This is a genomic window from Paenibacillus agricola, assembly GCF_011440305.1.
GTDB lineage: Bacteria > Bacillota > Bacilli > Paenibacillales > NBRC-103111 > Paenibacillus_S > Paenibacillus_S agricola.
Map to the genome: position 1 here is coordinate 188520 of NZ_JAAOIW010000007.1, position 21197 is coordinate 209716.

The 21197-nt window shown below is 49.9% G+C and carries 17 protein-coding genes; 9 read left to right on the forward strand and 8 right to left on the reverse strand.

Annotation, left to right across the window (positions count from 1 at the left end; all coding sequences use genetic code 11):
• Positions 1 to 224: 224 nt before the first annotated feature.
• The 4 genes from G9U52_RS19960 to G9U52_RS19975 all read right to left on the reverse strand — a co-directional run bounded on the left by G9U52_RS19960 (position 225) and on the right by G9U52_RS19975 (position 4431).
• Positions 225 to 803 (reverse strand): class I SAM-dependent methyltransferase, encoded by a 579-nt coding sequence (locus tag G9U52_RS19960; RefSeq protein WP_207953087.1) that lies wholly within the window; start codon positions 801 to 803, stop codon positions 225 to 227.
• A 407-nt stretch (positions 804 to 1210) separates the two neighbouring features.
• The gene (locus G9U52_RS19965) at positions 1211 to 2044 is read right to left on the reverse strand and encodes a carbohydrate ABC transporter permease (RefSeq protein ID WP_311764902.1); all 834 of its coding nucleotides are present in this window, start codon (positions 2042 to 2044) and stop codon (positions 1211 to 1213) included.
• 80 nt (positions 2045 to 2124) lie between these two features.
• On the reverse strand, positions 2125 to 3018 hold the full coding sequence (locus tag G9U52_RS19970) for a carbohydrate ABC transporter permease (protein WP_166152397.1): 894 nt from the start codon (positions 3016 to 3018) through the stop codon (positions 2125 to 2127).
• A gap of 21 nt (positions 3019 to 3039) precedes the next feature.
• On the reverse strand, positions 3040 to 4431 hold the full coding sequence (locus G9U52_RS19975) for an ABC transporter substrate-binding protein (protein WP_166152398.1): 1392 nt from the start codon (positions 4429 to 4431) through the stop codon (positions 3040 to 3042).
• A gap of 193 nt (positions 4432 to 4624) precedes the next feature.
• On the opposite strand from G9U52_RS19975, the gene G9U52_RS19980 reads away from it, so the two are divergent.
• Both G9U52_RS19980 and G9U52_RS19985 read left to right on the forward strand, forming a co-directional pair.
• Positions 4625 to 6412, forward strand: a complete 1788-nt coding sequence (locus tag G9U52_RS19980; protein ID WP_166152399.1) for a sensor histidine kinase — start codon at positions 4625 to 4627, stop codon at positions 6410 to 6412.
• Positions 6405 to 8006, forward strand: coding sequence for a response regulator transcription factor (locus G9U52_RS19985; protein ID WP_166152400.1), 1602 nt, complete (start codon positions 6405 to 6407; stop codon positions 8004 to 8006). The genes G9U52_RS19980 and G9U52_RS19985 overlap by 8 nt, the downstream gene beginning before the upstream one ends.
• 12 nt (positions 8007 to 8018) lie before the next feature.
• Here G9U52_RS19985 and G9U52_RS19990 read toward each other — a convergent pair whose 3' ends face one another.
• Positions 8019 to 8900, reverse strand: a complete 882-nt coding sequence (locus G9U52_RS19990) for an AraC family transcriptional regulator (RefSeq protein ID WP_166152401.1) — start codon at positions 8898 to 8900, stop codon at positions 8019 to 8021.
• Positions 8901 to 9027: 127 nt separating this feature from the next.
• On the opposite strand from G9U52_RS19990, the gene G9U52_RS19995 reads away from it, so the two are divergent.
• Positions 9028 to 10374, forward strand: a complete 1347-nt coding sequence (locus G9U52_RS19995) for a DUF455 family protein (protein ID WP_166152402.1) — start codon at positions 9028 to 9030, stop codon at positions 10372 to 10374.
• A gap of 159 nt (positions 10375 to 10533) precedes the next feature.
• On the opposite strand, the gene G9U52_RS20000 is transcribed toward G9U52_RS19995, so the two are convergent.
• A complete protein-coding gene (locus tag G9U52_RS20000) occupies positions 10534 to 11976 on the reverse strand; it encodes a DEAD/DEAH box helicase (protein ID WP_166152403.1) in 1443 nt (480 codons plus the stop codon).
• A 271-nt stretch (positions 11977 to 12247) separates the two neighbouring features.
• On the opposite strand from G9U52_RS20000, the gene G9U52_RS20005 reads away from it, so the two are divergent.
• The 3 genes from G9U52_RS20005 (at position 12248) to G9U52_RS20015 (ending at position 15237) form a co-directional block, all read left to right on the forward strand.
• Positions 12248 to 13291: an LLM class flavin-dependent oxidoreductase gene (locus G9U52_RS20005; protein WP_166152404.1), complete on the forward strand. Its 1044-nt coding sequence runs from the start codon at positions 12248 to 12250 to the stop codon at positions 13289 to 13291.
• 64 nt (positions 13292 to 13355) lie between these two features.
• Complete coding sequence (locus G9U52_RS20010) at positions 13356 to 14330, forward strand: TRM11 family SAM-dependent methyltransferase (protein ID WP_166152575.1); 975 nt, start codon at positions 13356 to 13358, stop codon at positions 14328 to 14330.
• Positions 14323 to 15237: an L-lactate dehydrogenase gene (locus G9U52_RS20015; protein ID WP_166152405.1), complete on the forward strand. Its 915-nt coding sequence runs from the start codon at positions 14323 to 14325 to the stop codon at positions 15235 to 15237. The genes G9U52_RS20010 and G9U52_RS20015 overlap by 8 nt, the downstream gene beginning before the upstream one ends.
• A gap of 112 nt (positions 15238 to 15349) precedes the next feature.
• Here the strand turns inward: G9U52_RS20015 and G9U52_RS20020 are convergent, their stop codons facing one another.
• Both G9U52_RS20020 and G9U52_RS20025 read right to left on the reverse strand, forming a co-directional pair.
• Entirely contained in the window at positions 15350 to 16405 is a 1056-nt protein-coding gene (locus G9U52_RS20020) for a suppressor of fused domain protein (protein WP_166152406.1), read from the reverse strand.
• Between the two features lie 58 nt (positions 16406 to 16463).
• Positions 16464 to 18065: a phospholipase D-like domain-containing protein gene (locus G9U52_RS20025; RefSeq protein WP_166152407.1), complete on the reverse strand. Its 1602-nt coding sequence runs from the start codon at positions 18063 to 18065 to the stop codon at positions 16464 to 16466.
• A 138-nt stretch (positions 18066 to 18203) separates the two neighbouring features.
• On the opposite strand from G9U52_RS20025, the gene G9U52_RS20030 reads away from it, so the two are divergent.
• The 3 genes from G9U52_RS20030 (at position 18204) to G9U52_RS20040 (ending at position 21196) form a co-directional block, all read left to right on the forward strand.
• Positions 18204 to 19235 carry a zinc-binding alcohol dehydrogenase family protein gene (locus G9U52_RS20030; RefSeq protein ID WP_166152408.1) on the forward strand — a complete coding sequence of 344 codons (1032 nt, stop codon included), beginning with the start codon at positions 18204 to 18206 and terminating at the stop codon, positions 19233 to 19235.
• Positions 19236 to 19250: 15 nt separating this feature from the next.
• Positions 19251 to 20078, forward strand: coding sequence for a helix-turn-helix transcriptional regulator (locus G9U52_RS20035; RefSeq protein ID WP_166152409.1), 828 nt, complete (start codon positions 19251 to 19253; stop codon positions 20076 to 20078).
• Positions 20079 to 20170: 92 nt separating this feature from the next.
• Positions 20171 to 21196 (forward strand): ABC transporter substrate-binding protein, encoded by a 1026-nt coding sequence (locus G9U52_RS20040; protein WP_166152410.1) that lies wholly within the window; start codon positions 20171 to 20173, stop codon positions 21194 to 21196.
• Position 21197: the final 1 nt, after the last annotated feature.

Here is a 21197-nt window from a genome sequence, read left to right on the forward strand (position 1 = left end):
CCATGCTCCACGACATGCGGTGAAGGGCTGCTGCCTTCGCCACTCGGCACTGCGTATTCTAGGCGGATCGCCTCCACTCATCATCCAGGCCGCACTTGTAAAAGAATCACTGAAGAACCCTTATTTTGATAGTGTGGATCCGTTTCGTCACCACAGCCACTATCAAAGTAAGAGCTCTCTTTTTCCTGCTTCATATTTTAATATAGTAGATTCGCTATACATAGCTAAGGAACCTGCTGCTTGTGGACGTACACGTACACCTTCGTCCGGTATAAGTCCCTGCACGTAATCACGCGTTCGGGCTGCCATCCGGGTAGGGCAAAACAAACGCTAATAATTGGGGTTCCCGGTACCAAGCGTTCCCCAAAGATGCCGCTCAACCGTTTCATTGCGCCGGGATATAAGTAGCAGACTACCATGTCAGCCTGATCGTAGGGATACTTATATAGATCTTCCTTGATAAACGCAACATTGTCCGGTGCTGCCCTTCCACGAGAAGCCCAGCGGCTTGCAAGCCGGGATACCCCCAGCGGAATAATCGAATTCTCGAGTCCGATAATCCGCCATCGAGGGCAATGCTTGGCCACATCCAGCGCGAGGGTTCCCCAACCTGAGCCCCCTTCTACGATCGTGCCGTTTCCTGAGAACCTCTTGATCTCTGCGACCACGGTTCGCCGCACATGAAACGATGAAGGCATCGGGGAAATACCGTTTCTCCAGCTGGTATACACAATAGACAGCAAGGCCAAGAGCACGGCTACTATTAAGGCTACCGATCCAGCCTGATAGACGATGCCTGCCAAGTTTCTCCCCCCTTCCTCTCCAATAAACGCAACTCCCCTGCCCGTGCGGTCGCCTGTGCCCGTCGTTTAACGTCGAGCTTTGGTCATCTAGCATCCTACAAAAAATGTCGATTTCACGGTTGGGGCAGCGGATCTATACTGCAACCTCCCCCTCAACACCTTCATGTTATCATCTCTTTAGAGATTAACCTATTAGAAACTATAGTGTGTAGTCCATCCATATAGTCAACTTGACTAACTTTTATTAGTCATTACTTAAGGGTAAAAGCCTTGTCGCGGTATGAATTACCGCGACAAGGCTTTATGTTCATTTGAGCATTTGAGGTTATATAAATTATTCAAAGTAGCTGTAGTGGCTAGAAAGAGTCCGTTTCGCCTTCGCTTGCTTATTCACCAGACTTTTAGTGTTAGCCCTTTACAGAGCCAGCGGTGACTTGCATAAAGGAGCGGTTGGCAAAGACATAGACGATCAGAATCGGAAGCAGCGATATACAGGCTCCGGCCATCATTAAATGGGTTTGTGTTGCCGCGTTATAGCCGTATCGAAGATTAGCGAGACCTACAGTTAAGGTCTGCATCTTGGGATTGGTCATAGTAAAGACAAGCGGTATGATGTACTCGTTCCATGCATTACGGAACTGGAATAAGGCACCGACAGCCAATCCGGGACGAAGCAAGGGTAAGATAATCCGGAAGAAAACCCCGTAAAAGCTGCAGCCGTCAATGGTCGCTGCTTCATCCAGTTCACGCGGAATAGAGCCGTAAAATCCAATGAGCATAAAAAATACAGCAGCATGCGAGCCCAGAAGAATGAGGATAATTCCCCACAGGCTGGCATTTAGATTCATGGCTACGATTAGCTCGAATTGCGGTCTGAGAACGACGGCACCGATGGAAATAAACATCGTTGAAGCCTGAACGATCATATAAAACCGCTTGCCCGGAAATTCTCTGCGGTTAATGGCATATCCGGCCATTGAAGAAATGAGAAGGGCAATAACCGTCGTCATCGTGCTAATGAACAGGCTGTTCCATGAAAAACGGGCGAAGTCCGCCTGCCTCCATGCCTCCAGATAGTTGGAAAATTTCCATTCCTGCGGAAAAAATGTCCCTCCTGCAGTTACTTCGGCATTCGTCTTTAATGATCCGAGTACAGAGATAAGCACTGGAAATAACGTGAAAACGAGCACGAAGAGAAGAAATGACCAGATGATGATCTTGGCGGGTAGCTGCTTGGCGATACGGCGTGTGACGGATTCGGTTGCTTCGTTTTTGTCGGCAAGCTGGCGGTGAACGGTTTGCAATAGCTCTCCTCCTTTCTCTAGGTCTGATTCAAGCGGCGCGATAGTTGAAAGTAAATAAGTGTGACAATACCAACGAGCAGTGCAGATGTGAAGCCGACGGCGCTGCCATATCCGATCTGCTGGACAGCAGCAGATCCGGTGGAGACCGGAAAAAATAACTTGTACACGTACAAGTACATAACCTCAGTGCGGCCTGCGGGGCCGCCCTCCGTAATTAGCATGATGCTCTCATAGCCTTTCAGCGATACGAGAATAGCGAGCATCACGATCATCTGTAATACAGGCCCAAGCATGGGGATGGTAATGTACCAGAGCTTCTGCGCGGAGTTCGCTCCATCTATTGCAGCGCTTTCGTATACATCATTGGGAATGCTCTGCAATCCTGCAATAAACAGCAGCATATAGTTGCCTAGAGCCCCCCAAATGGCGACGATAATGAGCGTAATCATGGCATAATCACTGCCAAGCCAATCGATATTAGTTTTAATGATACCCAGACGCAGAAGGAACTGATTCAGAATACCGTTATACGAATTGAAAATAAGAAAAAAAACGATGGAAATGACAGCTGTGCTGATAACCGTAGGCATGAAGTATACGGCTCTTAGAAATTGCCTTCCGCGCATTTTTTGATTCAATATGACAGCGAGAATCAAGGAAGCTGGAATCGTAACGATCAGCTTGCCAAGGGTGTAAATAAACGTGTTGGCTACCGATTGCCAATAAATTTCGTCTTTCAGTAGCTTCGCGAAGTTGCCAAGCCCCACGAATACCTCTTTCCCATAGCCTGGGTAATCATATACCATATATCGCATGGCCCAAAAAATAGGATAAACAGCGAAAATAAGCGTGATGATCAGGCTCGGCAATACAAACGAATAGGTTTCGGTATAATACCGTAATTTGTTCATCAGCCGGGCTCCTTCCGCCTTCTATTTAACAAGCTTTCCTTGCAGTTTGGCAGGATCGAAGCTAGGATCCGCGGCCAGCTTGACATCACCTGACTGACGGGCTTTATCCAAAGATTGATTGTATCGTTGATTCAAATCAGCAATTGTTTTAGCCAAATCCCCGCCGTCGAGAATATATCGAAGAAAGGCGTCACCGTAGTTCATTCCATCCACAGTAATCGTCGGTGAAGCAGGCTGCAGCGTATCGTATTTGGTAGGCAGGAAGCCTTCAACACCCTCTAATTGAGGTTTTTTTGCGTTAGACAGTACGAATGGCACAAGTGACGTTCCCAAGCCCTTCTCGTAGTAAGAATTAAGGACCTCATCACCGTAAAGATACTGCAGGAATTTCCAGGCCTCTGCTTTATGCTCCGATTTGCTGCTAAGCGATAGCCAAGCACCTGCTTGGGTCAGACCGATCGCACCGCGAATATTGCCATCGATGGTCGGAGGCAGAGCGGCTCCCCACTTGATCTTCGCCGGAAACTGCTGCTTGTACACGTTCGGTTCTGCTGAGATGGAAATATACATCCCGATTTTTCCTTCCGCGAATTGGGCACGTAGTGGATCAATATCTAGAGATTCCGAGCCTGGGAAGAAGCTTCCGTCTTTTTTCATTTGTCGGAATGCTTCAATAATCGCTTGGTATCCGCTGAAATCGTATTTGCCTGTTTTGAAATCATAACCGTAACCAGGGTAACCGCTCAGCTCAGCGATTGCACGGGGGGAACGCTCAATCGCATTCAGCGAGCTTTTCAAATTGGCGGAGAAACCGAATGAAGCTCCGTTGCCCGCCTCGGTAAGCTTTTTGGCAGTGGCCACCAGCTCATCTAACGTTTGTGGAGGGTTCTTGATACCCGCTTTCTCGAACAAATCCTTGTTATACACTAAGCGGTGGGTATAACCGTAGTTCGGAAGCGAATAAATTTTACCGTCCTTCGTGTTAATTTCCTCAGATAATACGGTTTCAAATTTCTTTTTCATTTCTGCAGGAATGTAGGTATCCAGCGGGTCCAAATAGCCTTTCTTGAGGAAAGGCATGAACGTGACGTTGTTCACCCGGATAATATCCGGTGCCTGGTTGCTGGAAAAAGCAATATCAACCGACTGGGGATAATTTTCCGCCATAATTGTCAGCTCAACTTCGATATTATCGGTATTTGTTTTGTTAAACCGATCCACTTCTTCACGGATTTGCTCGGAGAATCCACGGTCAGGGGTCCAATATTTCAATTTGACTTTTGGAATGGCTTTGGTTGTACCATTGGCTTCTTGCTTACCTGTTGAAGCTGGATTAGTGGAATTGCTGCAGGCGGCCGATACGATCAATAACGCCAAACATAATGACAACGTAGTGGAACGTTTGTTAATCATGGTAAATCCTCCTTGTATTTCGGATGCATTGCTGTACGCTCATCATGATTGTATATCGAATAAGGCTTGCCTGTTAGGGGAGTATTCAACGATTAAGCGGGGACAAAACGACGATGTTCATGAAAACGCTTTACCCCCTTGAGACATTAAAGTTACAATACTAGCATACTGAAAAGCGAAGAGGAGGAGGCATATGAAGCCTTTATTATTCCCACAGATGTCATTCAAAAACCGCATATGGCTTTCATACTTGTTTCTCATTCTGATCGCTGTTTCCTCTTCGGGCACCTTATCCCATATCATTGCAGCGAATGTATTGGAGAAGAATGTCACGGATTTAAACAAGAGCTCGATTCGTAAGTCAGCCCTGCTGCTTGATGAACGATTAAGGAAAATAACGGTTACGGTGATGTCCGGTATGCTCAATGATTCATTCACCAACACGATGAAGGACATCCGTCTGAATAATTCGGATTCCTATTACGGACACTTTGCCGATCTGCAGGGCTGGTTTATGCAAATAAAGGTCAGTGAGCCCTCCATTGAATCGCTCTTCATTACAACTCCAATGGGTGACTTCTATCCTACAACGGAAAACCGGCTGCGTGAATATTTATTTGTCCATAGTGATATGCATCGTGTGATCGAGGAGAAGAAGCATAACATCTGGATACCGGAGCACACCGACCTTTTTTTTAGCGGGAAACGAAGTGTCATTTCCTTGGTCATGGAGCCTCTTATCGATGATCATACGCGAATGAAAGGTGTTTATATCATCGTGAACATCAATGTGAATATGCTCATGGAAGCTTTGGCTGACGAATGGGGAGAGCCTGCAAACGATCTGTATTTAATGACGGGTAACGGCACCAATGTGCTCACCACGTCCTTACCCTTTGCCAAGCCGTTCTTGAAGGATTCTGATTTTCTCGGACAGATTTCTTCCGAATCGGAGCCTCATTTTGCTTATAGCTATGCTCACAATGATTATTTGATTGATGTACAGAGGCTGCGTCTTACGGACGATTGGATACTGGCGGGGGTACGGTCTACACGTGATTTGTACGGACAGGTGGTTGCCATTCAATGGGCGACTGCGGCGGTTATCGGCGGTTGCGGGCTGCTGGCCTTATTCTTTTCAAGAATGTTAACCTCCTACCTACTGCGGCCTCTCGCGCATCTGGTTCAGCTCATGAAGAAGGTCGAAGCAAGTGATCTTACTGTCCGTTTCACGACCGCAAGGCAGGATGAATTCGCCCTTGTCGGGAACCGCTTCAACCGGATGCTGGAGGAGATTGAGCAGTTGATTGTTGATATGAAGCAAGCCGATCAGAGCAAGCGGGTCGCAGAGATGAAAGCGCTACAAGCGCAGATTAATCCCCATTTTTTATACAATACTTTGTATACGATTTATTGGAAGGCAGAGCTTGCCCAGTACGACGATGTGAAGGAGATGACCTTTTCCTTATCCCAGTTGTTCCAGCTCGGCTTGAATCATGGGCAGGATATGACGACCGTAGAGAAGGAAGTTACCCACGTGACTGAATATATGAATATTTTAAAACGGTGCTATGAGGATTGGTTCGAATATGAGATCGAAGTGGAAGAGGGACTGCGGACGATGGGCTTGCTGAAGCTGCTGCTCCAGCCTCTTGTGGAGAATACGATCCAGCATGGCTTTCAAGACCGCAAATCAGGCGGGCATATCCGAATTTCGGTGTACTCCGCTTCGGATGAAGTTTTCTTCATCGTTGAAGATAACGGCAGTGGCATGGATGCAGAGCAATTAATGGAGCAGATCAAAGCTCCGGCCAAAGAGCCCACTTCCTATGCGCTGCGCAATATTTATGAAAGACTGCAGCTTTATTACGGCGTGAAGGCTGGCTTCAGGATCGAAAGCACACCGGGCGTTCTGACCAAGGTGGTTCTTTCGATTCCGTCTAATCATCAGGAATTGGAATGGGGGAAAGCTCATGAATGAACCCATGACGCTATGCGTGATCGATGATATCAAAACCATAGTGGATGGAATTGCTTCTCAAATACCATGGGAGCAGTACGGGATTCGGGTTGTCGGAACCGCTACGAACGGGGAGGATGGGCTGAAGTTGATCCTCCAGACGCGTCCGCAGCTCATCATAACGGACATACGGATGCCTGTTATGGATGGCTTGAGCATGGTCGAGCAAACGACAGGCGAGCTTTCCAATACGAAGGTCATTGTGTTAAGCGGATACAACGATTTTGAATATGCGCGTCAGGCCGTACGCCTTGGTGTATTTGAGTATTTGACGAAGCCGTTCCGGCCCAGTCAGCTGGTCGAAGTTGTTCTGCGAGCAAAAGAGGAGCGCGAAAAGGAGCTGGAGCAACGGAAGAGACTGCAGGAGCTGGAGGAAAAAATGCGGGAAAGCCTGCCTTTACTGCGGCAGGAGTATTTGAAGATGTTGATCCGTTACAAAGCGAACGAATCGCTGGCTTGCCAACGATGGTCGTTCCTCGAAATCGGGTTTGAGCCATCCCGCCTGGTTCTGATGGTCGTTGAGATTGATGATTTCACGAAGAAGGTTGAGCCGCTGCCACCGGGTGAAGCGGAGCTTATCCTGTTCGCCGTACAAAATGTACTGGAAGAAACCGTTTCCCGCTGGGCTCCCCATGTTACCTTCCGGGATAACATCGGGAAATTTGTCTGTCTGTTCCGCATGGATAAGGACCAGGACGCGATTGAAATTGCCGAAGCCTGCTGTCACAACACGGTCTCTTACACGAAACAAACGATTTCGATCGGTCTGGGTTTGGAGACGGCAGGTTTAGCTGGGCTGCCGCAATCCTATCGGCAGGCTCAAACGGCGCTCGCCTGTCATTTTTATACGGAGGGCAACAGCGTGATCCGGTTCGGGGATTTCAAAATCAGTCCGTACATTCCTGTTTACGCTTCCGATTTGGAGCAAAAGGTGATCTTAAGCCTCGTATCCGGTAATTCCGATAAGGTACATGCCGTGCTAGCCGATGTATTCGACCAAATACAGGACGAAGAGGTTCGCCCCACACCGGACTATATGGCCAACACCTACTGGGAGCTAGCTAGAAAGATGGCTTACGCTGTCAAGCCAAAACTATCCGAAGCTGCGTTTGCGCCTATTGAGGACAAGCTGCATTCGCTGTTCGAACCCACGCATACGCTAAAGGACTGGCAACAGATTTTATTGGGCTTAGGCAGCGAGATTGCGTTGTGCTTTAAATCAAGGAGAACAAGCGATGCGCAGGACGTGGTTCAGCTGGCTGAGACTTTTATCAGAGAACACTTGCATTTGAATATGACGGTTCAGGATTGTGCCCGGCACGTACATCTAAGCCCTTCCCATTTCGCAAGCCTGTTTAAGAAAATAACGGGAATGACGTTCGTGCAATTTGTTACAACGGAGCGCATCAAAACGGCTCAAGAGCTGCTCGTATCCGGCTCCACCGTTCAGACGGTTTCGGAGAAGCTTGGGTATGAGGATCAAAAATATTTTCGCGAATTGTTCAAAAAGCATACAGGGATGACGCCAAGTGAATTTAAGGACTTTTACAAGTGAGCATCAGCTGCCTTAAACGTTGCTCTTTTTCCATTGCAGACGATATTGGTGAGGGGTCTGGCCTTTAGCATCCTTGAATGTCCGGCAAAAGTAAGAGGTGTTTCCAAGGCCCACCGACTCGCCGATTTCTGTTACAGACTGCTCACTGGACGTTAGAAGCACACAGGCCTGACGTATGCGGCGCGCTTTCAAATATTCTGACAGGCTGGAACCAGTCGTCTCCTGAAAGATGTGGGACACATAATACGGGGACATGTGCAGCTCCTCGGCCAAGGCTGCCAGACGAAACGCTTCGGTATAATGCTGCTCGATCCACTGCATCATTTGCTCTGCACGATGAGCGGGTCTTGGGCTGACCAAGGGCAACCGCTTGGGGTCGGATAATAAAGCTCGGAGCTGGCGGAGCAGCGAAATTAGGAAGGTGGCCGCATCCTCGCGGTGCTGCTCTGCTCCAGCTTCAATCCTAGCTTCACCAAAAGCAAGCAGAGTCTTAACGAATTCGTGCTCTTCCCCTATTGGATGCAGGATAGGTGCTTGGAGTGAGCCGTGGCATAGCTGCTTGTAGAAAGAATGCAGCAGAGGAAGGCTCTGCAGGTAGGGCTCAAAAACTGTAGGCTCGAACAGCACAAAGCTACGCACATAACGATTGTACTCATTAATTTCCGGCTGCAGCCGATGCAATTGAAAGGGCTGGAACAAACACAGTGTGCCGGAACGGATATCCAAGGATCGTTGGTCAATCAGCAGACGGCCCTTGCCCTCATGAATAAATTGTAATTCCATTCCTTGATGGGCGTGGAAGGTCTCTTTGAACGAATCACACAGCTCCGAGGTTCTGCGGATGACAGATGAAAATGGATATGTATTTAAGTCAAATAACTCGATGCGATTCATATGTCACCTCCCTTTACAGCCATTGTAACACGAATCGCAACATTGTGTTATTTTCCAGCAATGGGGTGTGACAAATGGCTGCGGGAATCTGATAAATTAAAGGTAACACTACGAAGGAGGAATTGAAATGAGTGATCATCATACAAAAGGTATTGTGGATATCGATCGGACTGAAGCGGGGAAAGAAGTGAAGGGCTCGCGGTTTCTGCGTCCGACGGATTCGGCGAGAATATTGAAACCGCTTTTATGGCATGAATTCGAGCTGTCCCGCATGGCAGCCGGATGGGTGACAGCGAGTGTAGCCTACGAAGTGAAGCTGAAATTGGGAAGGCTCACCTACCTGCATATCCGCCATGTTGAAAACCTGCAAAAGCGGATGGACGAGCTGCCTGGAGGCCTAGGCGAGCAGAAATCCCCCGCACTGATCAGGGAGGTTTATGAACGGTTAGCGGCAGCGCCTTCAACAGCTGCGTTTCTGGCTGGTTATTACTTGTTCTACCGTAATCTGCTTGCACGTTACGATGAATTTGTGACAAAGGCCGATCCAGTTCTTGATGCCCCAAGTGTGGACCAGCTTCGCCTCGTGCTCATGGATCGCCTGGATATCACCTCATGGCTGGAGGAGCAGCTGCGTTTTGCAAGCCTGGAAGAGCAGGCAGGGCAGATGATTAGCGAGTGGACGGATTATGCAGCCAAGCTGTGGAGCACGTTAAGCAATGCAGAGCCCGGGACACAGCCTTTATTACCTGCAGTACCAAGCGCTGTGCCTGTAGGGCCGATCCCTGCTGTGCCTGCTATGGACGAAGAGCGCTTCCCTCCGCTTACGGCTCATGGCGGAGCGGCACAAGCCTACTCGGATGACGGGATGTCCCCGCTATTTCATTCTGTACGCCAGATGGTTTATATTAATGCCACCGAAATCTCTCCGGCAGAAACCATGACTTATTTGTATTATTCCATACAAAATATGCCGCTGGCGTTCTATTACGACTTCGCCCGCCATATGTGGGATGAATTCCGTCATAGCGAGATGGGTATGCGCCGTCTACAGCAATTCGGCTACCAGACCACCGATTTCAAATGGCTGCGGACTTCGACGCTTAGCGAAGACAACGAGGCGCGTTATGCCGATATGTATGCTTGGTTGACGATGGTAGCAGAGGCGTGCTCGTTTGCCAAAAAGCGCAAAGCGGTAGAAGCATTCTGGAAATTTGGCGATGCGCTGTCAGCCATTCAAACCGAATTTGATATTGTTGATGAGCGGGCTCACGTGGATTTCGGTACCAAATGGGGACCGGAGCTTTATCAGCAGCTTGGCGATATGATTACACCGCGGGTCATGGCAGAGAGGGCGCGCAGACGACGTCTGGAGGAGCTCCAGACGATACAACCGGATGAGATCGATAAGCTGGCCAAAAACTTCCCAGCATTCTGCGGCTTCCACACCAGTACACTGGAATACAGCAACTATTAATCCCTTCATCAGGGTATTTCTTCCCGACCACCGAGCGATCTGGGTATTGCGACACCATGACGTGGCTCTACAAAATCTGCAAAAAATAGACTTCACTCCACATGGAGTTAAAGTCTATTTTTTTTGCGCTTGAAAAACAGCCAATATTCATATCATCCTTTATTTAAACGCTTCATGCACCTTTAACAGCTTGCCTTTGATGGTGGTATCCCGCATGGTTCTAAGCACAAGTGGCCCTTTTCCATTCAAAATATCGACATAAGACACATTATCCTGAATCGTAATAATACCGATATCCTCGACAGTAACCCCTTCGATCTTGGCAATCGTTCCGACAAAATCGACCGCCCTGATCTTCTTTTTCTTGCCGCCATTGAAGTACAGCTTTAATATTTCTTTATTGAGCTCTTCATTTTTGTCTTTTTTGGCCTCGGGCTGTGTCTGCATTTTGGTGTCAAAAGCGGCTCTTGCCTCCTCAACCTCCTCATAGCTTGGAGCTTCCCTTCTCGGGATTTCAAAACCGATATAGCCTTGAATTTCGGCCAGGAACCGATCCTCATGCGGCGTAACCAAGCTGATTGCTTTGCCGGTTTTGCCCGCGCGCCCTGTTCTTCCCGTCCGGTGCACATAGCTTGCTTTTTCCATTGGAAGATCGTAATTGATCACATGGGTAATGCTATCCACGTCAATGCCCCGCGCCGCTACATCGGTCGCCACCAAATACCGGAACTCGCCTCTTTTGAAGGCGTTCATCACCTTGAAGCGGTCATCCTGCATCATGCCCCCGTGGATCTTCTCGCAGGTATAATGGGCTTTCTCCAGTTGCTCACAAACCTGGTCCACATGCTCCTGCGTACGGCAAAAGATCATACAGCTGTCTGGATTTTCTACGATAATTACGTTTTGCAGCAGCCTGAACTTCTGGTCTTCCTTCACGATAAACAGCGAATGCTCGATTTGGTCGGTTGTGCTTACCGCCGCTTTAATCTCGATATCAACCGGGCTTTTCATATAGCGGTGGCAGAGCTTTTCTACATCCTTAGGTAAAGTAGCGGAAAATAACAGCGTCATCCGATCCGTTGGCAGCTCGTTAATAATCGCTTCAACCTGGTCGATAAAGCCCATCCGCAGCATCTCATCGGCTTCGTCGATGACCAAATATTCCAAGCGCTCCAGATCCAGCGTCCCTCTTTTCAAATGGTCCATAACCCGTCCCGGCGTGCCCACGACCACATGGCATTTCTGGTTTAATTCAGCTTGCTGCTTGGCAAAAGGCTGCTTGCCATACAAAGCGGTCGCCTTAATCCGTTTGAACCGGCCAATATTCGTAATATCATGCTTAACTTGGTCGGCAAGCTCCCGCGTTGGCGTTAAAATTAAAGCTTGAGGGCTATTCTCCTCCCATTGCACCAGCTCGCAGATGGGAATACCGAAAGCAGCTGTTTTGCCGCTGCCTGTTTGTGCCTTGACGGCAAGGTCTTTTCGCGCAAGCGCGAGTGGGATCACTTCCATCTGGACGTCTGTTGGCTGCTCATAGCCTAGGCTGTCTAACGCCCGGATAATATCTTCACTTAGTGCATAGTCTTTAAAGCTTGTTTTCATCGAATGTGCTCCTTTGGATTGTGGGTGCAGTGAATAAGTGCCGCTTCGTGGCTGGAGAACACCCCAGCCACCTCGCTAGTTATTCACCGCACGTTTAGGTTGAAAGAAAAGATCTTTAAATCCGTTGTTTATCATCAACGGGACGGACGAGCATCAAGTTCACTGTCTACAAAAGCCTGCATGGTTGGATTTCCACGGTTAACTGCTTCTTTGCTATAATAACGTATATCGCTTATTATATCTTTACCTATTTTAGGAGGATGATGAACAGATGACAGATAAACATACAACTTCACCAAAAAAAGTGCAAGATATCAAAGTTTCTATTCTGGATCTTGCCCCCATCATTGTCGGCGGCACGGCAGCCGATTCATTCCGCAATTCGCTCGATCTCGCCCAACATGCCGAGCAATGGGGCTACCATCGCTACTGGCTCGCCGAGCATCATAATATGCCAGGCATCGCCAGCTCCGCCACCTCTGTGGTGATCGGCTATATTGCCGCTGGCACCCACACCATCCGCGTTGGCTCAGGCGGCATCATGCTGCCCAACCATGCGCCCTTAATGATCGCCGAGCAGTTCGGCACGCTGGAATCGCTGTATCCTGGCCGCATCGACCTTGGCCTCGGCCGGGCGCCGGGCTCCGACCAGCCGGCGATGCGTGCCTTGCGCCGCGGGCTTAGCAGCGACGGCAGCGACTTCCCCGAGCTCTTGAGCGAGCTCCGCGGCTACCTAAGCGGCGCTTCCGAAGCTCGCCCGGTGGGCGTACGCGCTGTCCCTGGCGAGGGGCTCACCATCCCGATCTGGCTGCTTGGCTCCAGCGGCTTCAGTGCGCAGCTGGCTGGCCATCTCGGTCTGCCCTTCGCGTTCGCGAGCCATTTTGCCCCGGATTATTTGCTGCCTGCCCTTGACCTATACCGCCGCAACTTCCAGCCCTCCGAGGCGCTGGATGAGCCCTACGCGATGATCGGGCTTAACGTCATTGTTGCCGATACCGATGAAGAAGCCCTCAAGCTGTCCACCTCGCAGCAGCAGCAGTTTCTCAACCTGATCCGCGGACGTACAGGCCCGCTTAACCCTCCGGTTGAGAGCATGGATGCATTGTGGAACGCGCAGGAGGAAGCACATATCCGCAAGCAATTAAGCTATACAGTCACCGGAAGCAAAGAAACCGTGCTGAAAAAGCTGCAATATTTTCTGGACGAAACGGGAGCCGACGAGCTGATTGTTACTGCGCAGGTCTACGACCACGAAGCGCGCCTGCGGTCGTATCAATATTTGGCTGAGGTGGTTAAAGACGGAGCTTCCAATTAACGGCTTAATGACAGCCAAAGAGCCAAATAAACGTAAATTAGGTAAAACAAGGGATGGGACAAGCTTGGATCAACTTAGCCGGATACCGGCATTTATATATACCTTTGCCTGCCGTGAGGACGAGCTCTCCTTGTGTGAGCTGGAAACACGTGCCTTTTTCCAAGCAGAGGCCCACAATAACCTGTTAAAAAGCACCCTATCGATAGATCCTAGCCGCAGTCCTTTTATAAAAGAGCGGGTTGAGGTGCTATACGAGGGGGACAGCCTGACGCATATTTATGAGCAGGTGGAGCAATTGCAGTTTCCCGATTCGACGTTTAAAGTCATTTTTGTCAAATTGAATGACCTGGATGCGTCCGAAAAGGTCGAGTTCGAGGACCGCCGTGCCATTGAGCGCGAGATGGGCCTGCATATCGAAGGGGAGTCGGATGTGCACCATCCCGACCATACGTTTGGTCTCATTACGCTTGGCGGTCGCTGGTATTTTGGCCCGTACCTCAAAAATGCGGCCGTGTGGCTGCACCATATGAAAAAACCGCGTAATTATTCCATCGCCCTCAGCACACGGGTAGCCCGGGCCGCGGCCAATATTGCCGTTCCCCATCCTGAAGGAATCCGGGCGATCGACCCTTGCTGCGGGATTGGGACGGTACTGGTCGAGGCGCTCTCCATGGGCATCGACATTGTGGGGCGCGATATTAACCCGTTCATTACCCGCGGTGCACGTGAGAATATTGCCCATTTCGGATTCGAATGTGAGGTAACGCTAGGCGCTATTGCCAATGTCTCCGAGCACTACGATGTAGCGATTGTGGACATGCCTTACAATTTATTTTCGACTACTACACCCGAAGAGCAGCTATCGATCCTGGAGCAGGCACGACGTATCGCGGGTAAAGTGGTTGTGATCTCGATTGAAGCCATTGATGAAATGATCGCGAGCGCAGGGCTTCATATTGTAGACCGTGGTGTCGCTAAAAAAAGACAGTTCGTCCGGCATATTATCGTTTGTACAAGGGAGTGTGAGTCCATTGAGTAAAACGAAAATCGTAGTTATCGGAGTCGGCGCGGTAGGATCAACGACCGCTTATACCTTATTGCTAAGAGAAAGAACGGATGAATTGGTGCTGATCGACGCTAATGAGAATAAAGCGATTGGCGATGCCATTGATATGAACCACGGTCTTCCTTTCCTTGGCAAAACCAAGGTATGGGCAGGCACATATGAGGATTGCCGCGGCGCCAATATTATCATCATCACCGCTGGAACCGCCCAGAAGCCTGGGGAATCCCGTACCGATTTGCTTAAGCGGAATATTTCGATTTTCGAAGGTGTTATGGATGAGGTCATGAAATATAATACGGATGGCATTTTGCTGATTGCGTCCAATCCGGTAGATATCATGAGCTATTTTTCCTGGAAAAAAAGCCAGTGGCCCGTGAACCGCATTATTGGCTCTGGCACCTTACTTGATAGCGCCCGCTTCCGTTATTTGATTGGGGAGCGGCTGCATATCGACTCACGCAGTGTGCATGCCCATATTATCGGCGAGCATGGAGATTCCGAGCTGCCGCTCTGGAGCCTTGCTAATGTTGCGGGAACACCAATTGACATCAGCGATGAGGATAAGGAAGAAATCTTCACGAATACCCGAGACGCGGCCTATCAGATCATCAATGCCAAGGGAGCGACGTATTATGCCATCGCCTTGGCGCTCGACCGCATCTGTACAGCGATTCTTCGTGATGAGGGCTCAGTCTTGAATGTATCCACGATGCTGCAAAACTATCATGGTGTTTCGGATGTATACATGGGCGTGCCTTGCATTGTGGATGCCCAAGGGGTGCGGGAGGTACTTAACCTGGATATCTCCGAGCATGAGCGGGAGCTGCTCCATCGTTCGGCGAATAAGCTAAAAGAATTGATTACGTCGATTAGTATGTAAGGTCGTAATCTAGCAGAGAGGCAAGCAAAAGACGAGTACAGACCACCCGTAGGCGGTGGCTGTACTCGTCTTTTTTCACTCCTGTTACTAGGTAGTAGATTCCTGCCAAGCTTCAGCCAATCGTCTCCACGATATTCCCATCTTGATCCCGAATATCCGACTTCGTGATTTGGAAACGAACATCGGGTAGCGTACTCAGCGTGAAGCTGCCTTCTTTAGGAAACAGCTTATCCGCAAGCTCCAAGGCAGTAGGCTCATCCAGCTGGAGGACAAGCTGCTCTTCCTCCAGCCCGGCGTGGGGCTTTCCATCTGGACGGAAGGTTACGCTTATCCCTTGGCCAAATAAAAGCAGCTGCTTGCCCATCCGGATACGGCCGTTCACAACCCCGCCCACCACCGGCGCCTGTCTGGCACCTAGGGAAATGGTATAGGAGGTCGTGCCTCCCTGCTCCTCCGCTCCCCACTGGAAATTTTCCACGAATAAGCTGCCCGTGCTGGAGCCATCACGCTGCTTGCCCGCCTGCCATGCCGCTGCGACCTCCGCGTGCCCCATGATAGAGGAGCGTGACAAATCGGTTACGAACAACGGCAGGTAAGGAGCCGCCGCCTTCAGCAGCCCGATGCAATTCCAGGCCTGGATAGCTTCCATCTCATCAACGGTAATGCCCATAACCTGCAAAAAAACGACCTCGCCGTTAGGCGTTTGGATTGGCTGCAGCTCAGGGTCGTCGATAAAAGCAATGGCTCGCAGCAAAGTATCACTCTCCAGTGCAATCGGGCCGCTCATATCCAAGTAATGGCCAGTTTGAAAATAGTTGCCGCTTTTAAAAACGTAGCGCGCGATATTTTGCAGCATATTCATCGCCCAGGCGGGTGGCTCCTCCTCCGAGCTATCCCGTTGCAGCCGGAACGTCAGTTCAAAGCCGTAGCCGCTATAATCGGGGTTAGTGCCCTCTTTTTTATATAGCTCGCTGAATCCGTATGTAACAAAATGCCAATGCGGCACAGGCTCGCTGCGGGGATAAGCGCTAATTCCGTCCAACGGGTCTGGACCTCCAAGCTGGTAAGGAATCAGGGTTCCATAATGCTTGGGCTCCGTCTTTCCATAGATGCCGCTAAATGCTTGGTCAATAGCGTCCCAACCAGGCGCTTCGGTTTGTTCTGTCATAAAGGTTCTCCTTCAAATGCTGCATGTGCAGGGAATTTTTGAGGCAGGTGTAATTTTTTCATGTAATAAATTTAGTCCATTTGTCCAGATAAGTGCTGGGGTGAAGCGCCGGATATTGATAAAACTCCTGACTCTCCGTGAGCAGCCGGGACATGCTGAGGTCGTAATCGATCATCTTTTTCACTTTGTTTGCAAAAGGCTTGCTCTTTACCAGTACCCCGATTTCAAAATCATGGCAGGCGCTCCGCTCATTAATATTATACGAGCCATGGAACACGCAGTCTGAGCGATGGTCATATGTGATTTTCCAATGGGAAAACCTTTCCGTTTGGCTGTAATCATAAAAGGAAACGCCTTTCAAAAAAGGCTCATACATCTGGCTGCGTACAGCGGTTTGGTTGGTCGGATGGTCATTGACAAGCAGCGGGTTGCATAGGGTAAGATGCCGGGCTTGCTCCTCACCAAGGCTTTTCAGCCGGTCCCAGAAAGCTTGGTCAATCAAATACGGGTTTACAATAATCGTTTCATCACTCACATAAGTGATCAAGGACAAATAATATTGCTGGATCAGGTTCACCGGGTTGCCGGGAAAGCTCGTAAATAACGTGCATTGCTCCTCGCCCAAATTCCTGTCCATCTCAGGATAATAGAAGGAGTCACAAGGGTCATACACATCGCCCCCATGCACAGTCCACTGGAAAGCAAAAGTTTGGTTCAGCGACTGGATCGCCGCCCCTTGAATACGGCAGCAGCCATCATGCCATTGCTCGACCTTGCTTGGCACGCCCAGCTTCCGCCCATCTACCTGCTCATGCCCCGAGGTTTGGATGGGCGTCTCGAACAAATATTGGTCGCCGATATTAAGGCTGCCCAGCACCGCAGTGATACCGTCAATGACCATAAACTTCCGATGGTTAATCATGTTCGTCCCTGTCATCATCTGCTCTTGTACGTAATCCTGGAGGAACAGGCTGCTCTCCGGCACGCCCTGCTCGGCTAGCTCTGCCCTTTTTATAGACCATTCGCCCTTTGGATAGCACGCATGGAAGGTATCAATCAGCATGCCGCCTGCCTGCTTCAACTGCTCGGCAATACTGGTGAAATCTCCAACCTTAAGGCTCTTATCATAACCAACGGCTGTAATCCCGTAGTCCACCATGATCCTGACGGTAACGCCCCGGCGGAGCGCATCCAGCATGGCCCCAGCAATCCGATTGCCTGCATCGTCATTATAAAATAGCATGACGGACAAATGGATATAATGCTTGGCATTATGAATCTCCTCCAGCATCAACTGCAGGCAGTCTGGTCCATTCAAATAGGCATCGACCCGGTTGTTCCACGTCGTTTGCGGCACGAGCGCATGCAGCTTGGCAAGGTCCAACTTGCTGACCAAATGCGCCAATTGCTCCAGCACCTCCTTGCTCATCCCTGGGAGCTCCAGCAATTGCTCGGTGGAAGTAAGGATACCGCCTAGCTCCTGGCGGTACCGCTCTGCCGCTCTGTGCAGGATAACCTCATCGGCAAGTGCCACAGCCGCCTTGGCTTCGGCAACTACCTTATCCAACGGCCCATGGGATAAGTAATAATTAATAAAGCTTAGCATGCCTTGCTGTAACGTACCACTCCATGCTTCCATCTCTATGTGAGCAGTCTTCATAATCAACCGGTCCTTTCTGGATGGTATTTATGCTTTGATATACACAACAGGGTATTTCGTTCGCTTTTCGTATCGCGGTAGTTTATATTAAACAAAATAGCAATAAAATTCTCAAGCAAAAGGAAGGGATTGAAGCCCATGCCCACTATGAAAGCTGTCGGTCTAACCCGTTACTTGCCCATCGAGCACCCGGAGAGCTTAATCGATATCGAAATAGAGAAGCCAACACCCCAAGGGCATGACCTGCTTGTACTTGTCAAAGCGATTTCCATCAATCCCGTTGACGTCAAGGTGCGCGCACCCAAGGATCGCACCGAAGCAGCCCCCCGTATACTGGGCTGGGATGTCGCAGGCGTTGTTGAAGCCGTCGGCAGCGACTGCACGCTGTTTAAACCGGGAGATGAAGTGTACTATGCAGGCAGCATTACCCGTCCAGGCTGCAATAGTGAATTTCATCTGGTCGATGAACGCATTGTCGGGAGCAAGCCACAATCACTTGATTATGCTGAAGCCGCTGCACTGCCGCTTACCGCGTTAACCGCTTGGGAAGCATTGTTCGTCCGGCTGGGCCTCTCGCAAAGCCCCGCCGACAATGAAGGCACAACCATCCTGATTATTGGCGCGGCTGGCGGCGTAGGCTCGATTGCCACGCAAATCGCCCAAGCAGCGGGGCTATCCGTGATCGGAACAGCGTCCAAGCCCGATTCCATTGAATGGGCGCTACAGCATGGTGCCTCCTATACCATTAACCATTATGAGCCGTTCCTGCCCCAGCTGAAGGCGATTGGGTTTACGGCTGTGGATTATATTTTTTGCCTGAACGCAACCGACCAGCATTGGGCACAGATGGCGGAAGCGATTGCCCCTCAGGGCAAAATATGCTCGATCGTCGAAACTAACGCACCCGTAGACCTTAAGCTTCTGCAGAGCAAAAGCGTCACCTTCGTATGGGAGCTTATGTTCACTCGGCCGATTTACGGAACGCCGGATATGACTGAGCAGCACGACATCCTGAACCAGCTTGCGGCGCGAATCGATGCTGGAGAGCTGCGGACCACGCTTACTACAAGGCTCCGGCCTATGAATGCGCTGAATTTGCGCGAAGCCCATAAGCGGGTGGAGTCTGGCAGCACGATTGGAAAAATTGTAATCGAGCATAATCCATCATAGAGAGGTTCTTCCACCATGCACTTCCAACAGCTTATTGAGCTTACACCTACCGTTGACCTTATCAGCCTCTATGCGACAAGCTGCCGCATGGAGGCTTCTCCAGGAATCCACCGGCTGGTCGTCGTGAGGCGCGGCCATCTGCTTATATCGACCCCAGGCCAGGAGCCTGCCGTCTGTTCGCAGAGCTTTGCTTGCCACCCTGAGCAGGGTGCCTACCTTATCGAGGTGCCCAAGACGAAAGAGGTCGAATATGCGGTCATCACCTACCGGATGCTTCCGGAAACTAGCCCTTGGACATTGACAGGCCCCCTCAGCACACTAAGCGAAATCAAAATCCATTACATGATTGATGAGCTGCTGCGCACCACCCAGGAGATCCATACCCATTCTATAGAAGAAGCGGCGGCACAGCAGTTCAGAAAACGGATGATGCTAGAACGCATCCTGTTTATTTATTTGTACGAGTCGCGGATTCGGGAGGATATGAAATCGACTGCTGACTCCTTGGAGGAAACGCTCTCCTACATCAACGAGCATTACATGCTGAAGCTGACCTTACCTATGCTCGCCAGGCGTGCAGGTGTAAGCGAAGGGCATTACACGGTGCTGTTCAAAAGGCATACCGGCAAAACCATGACCCATTATTTGCACGAGCTGCGAATTGAAAAAGCCAAGCAGATGTTCCAGCAAACAAACCTGCTCGCCAAAGAAATTGCCCAGAAGGTCGGATATATCGACTATTTCCATTTCAGTAAGGTGTTCAAAAAATGGACAGGCTGCTCCCCCTCCACGTTCCAGCAAGCATTATCCGTTAACAACGACCAGCCAACTTCTAAAGATTAGACATGTCCATTCTTAATATTGGATATGTTTCTTTAGAGTGGAATCAGCTATAATCCGAATGAGAATAATAATCATTACCAGGAGGATTACAGATGAATCTTTGGAAAAAACGCCCGATTAGCCTTGCATGGATGAGCCTATTTGTCGCAATAAGCCTTGCCGCATGCGGGACATCGACTAATAACCAATCCGGGGCAGCACCACAAGCCAGCCAAGCTCCAGCCGCAACGCCTGCACCAACAGCAGCACCAGCTGCTACACCAACTACGCCGGCAGCTGCCGCTACCCAAGACGGCAAAATTACCGTCCAGGATGCGATGGGAACCGTAGAGCTAGCCAAGAAGCCGCTAAAAATTGTAACGATGGATTTCAGCTTTACCGATGCGCTTATCACCCTGGGCACCCAGCCTATCGGGGTCGCTGACGATTCCAGCCCTGACTTGTTCATGGATGCCGTGAAAAGCCAATTGAAAAATTACACCTCCGTCGGCTCCCGTTATGAGCCGAACATTGAATTGATCAGCTCGTTGCAGCCGGACCTGATTATCGCGGACCTGAACAAGCACAAAAACGCGCTGCCGCAATTAAAAGCCATTGCCCCGCTTCTTGTGCTTGATGATTCTCAAGCCGATTATGCTCAGATGCTTAAAAACTATGCGATTATAGCGAAAGCGCTTGGCAAGGAAGAGGAAGGCAAGAAGCGTCTGGCCGAGCACCAATCCAAGATCGATGCCGTGAAAAAGAAGCTGACCCACACAGACCTGCGCGTGCTTCCAGCCGTAGTTAATCCCAAAGGATTTTACGCGCATTCCGACCATTCCTTCAGTGGTTCGTTCCTGACCTTGATCGGATTTAGCAATCCGGTGAAGAACACGGCGGCTAACCCGCAGCTGACACTAGAGCAATTGGTCGAAGCCAATCCGCAAGTGCTGTTCCTGATGCCTACAGAGAAAGAAACGATCGTAAATCAATGGGAAACCAATCCGTTGTGGCAAAAAATCGACGCTGCTGCCAATAAGAAAGTAATAATGGTTGAGCGCCGCGACTGGTCGCTTTCCCGCGGATTGCTTGGGGCGGAGAAAATTGCCGAGGACGTTGCCAAAAACCTAGGAGCTTAGC

Bases quoted from the DNA above. Each gene is read 5' to 3' on its own strand.
- G9U52_RS19970 (WP_166152397.1), bottom strand. From the start codon at position 3,018: ATGAACAAATTACGGTATTATACCGAAACCTATTCGTTTGTATTGCCG.
- G9U52_RS19975 (WP_166152398.1), bottom strand. From the start codon at position 4,431: ATGATTAACAAACGTTCCACTACGTTGTCATTATGTTTGGCGTTATTG.
- G9U52_RS19980 (WP_166152399.1), top strand. From the start codon at position 4,625: ATGAAGCCTTTATTATTCCCACAGATGTCATTCAAAAACCGCATATGG.
- G9U52_RS19985 (WP_166152400.1), top strand. From the start codon at position 6,405: ATGAATGAACCCATGACGCTATGCGTGATCGATGATATCAAAACCATA.
- G9U52_RS19990 (WP_166152401.1), bottom strand. From the start codon at position 8,900: ATGAATCGCATCGAGTTATTTGACTTAAATACATATCCATTTTCATCT.
- G9U52_RS19995 (WP_166152402.1), top strand. From the start codon at position 9,028: ATGAGTGATCATCATACAAAAGGTATTGTGGATATCGATCGGACTGAA.
- G9U52_RS20000 (WP_166152403.1), bottom strand. From the start codon at position 11,976: ATGAAAACAAGCTTTAAAGACTATGCACTAAGTGAAGATATTATCCGG.
- G9U52_RS20005 (WP_166152404.1), top strand. From the start codon at position 12,248: ATGACAGATAAACATACAACTTCACCAAAAAAAGTGCAAGATATCAAA.
- G9U52_RS20020 (WP_166152406.1), bottom strand. From the start codon at position 16,405: ATGACAGAACAAACCGAAGCGCCTGGTTGGGACGCTATTGACCAAGCA.
- G9U52_RS20025 (WP_166152407.1), bottom strand. From the start codon at position 18,065: ATGAAGACTGCTCACATAGAGATGGAAGCATGGAGTGGTACGTTACAG.
- G9U52_RS20030 (WP_166152408.1), top strand. From the start codon at position 18,204: ATGCCCACTATGAAAGCTGTCGGTCTAACCCGTTACTTGCCCATCGAG.
- G9U52_RS20035 (WP_166152409.1), top strand. From the start codon at position 19,251: ATGCACTTCCAACAGCTTATTGAGCTTACACCTACCGTTGACCTTATC.
- G9U52_RS20040 (WP_166152410.1), top strand. From the start codon at position 20,171: ATGAATCTTTGGAAAAAACGCCCGATTAGCCTTGCATGGATGAGCCTA.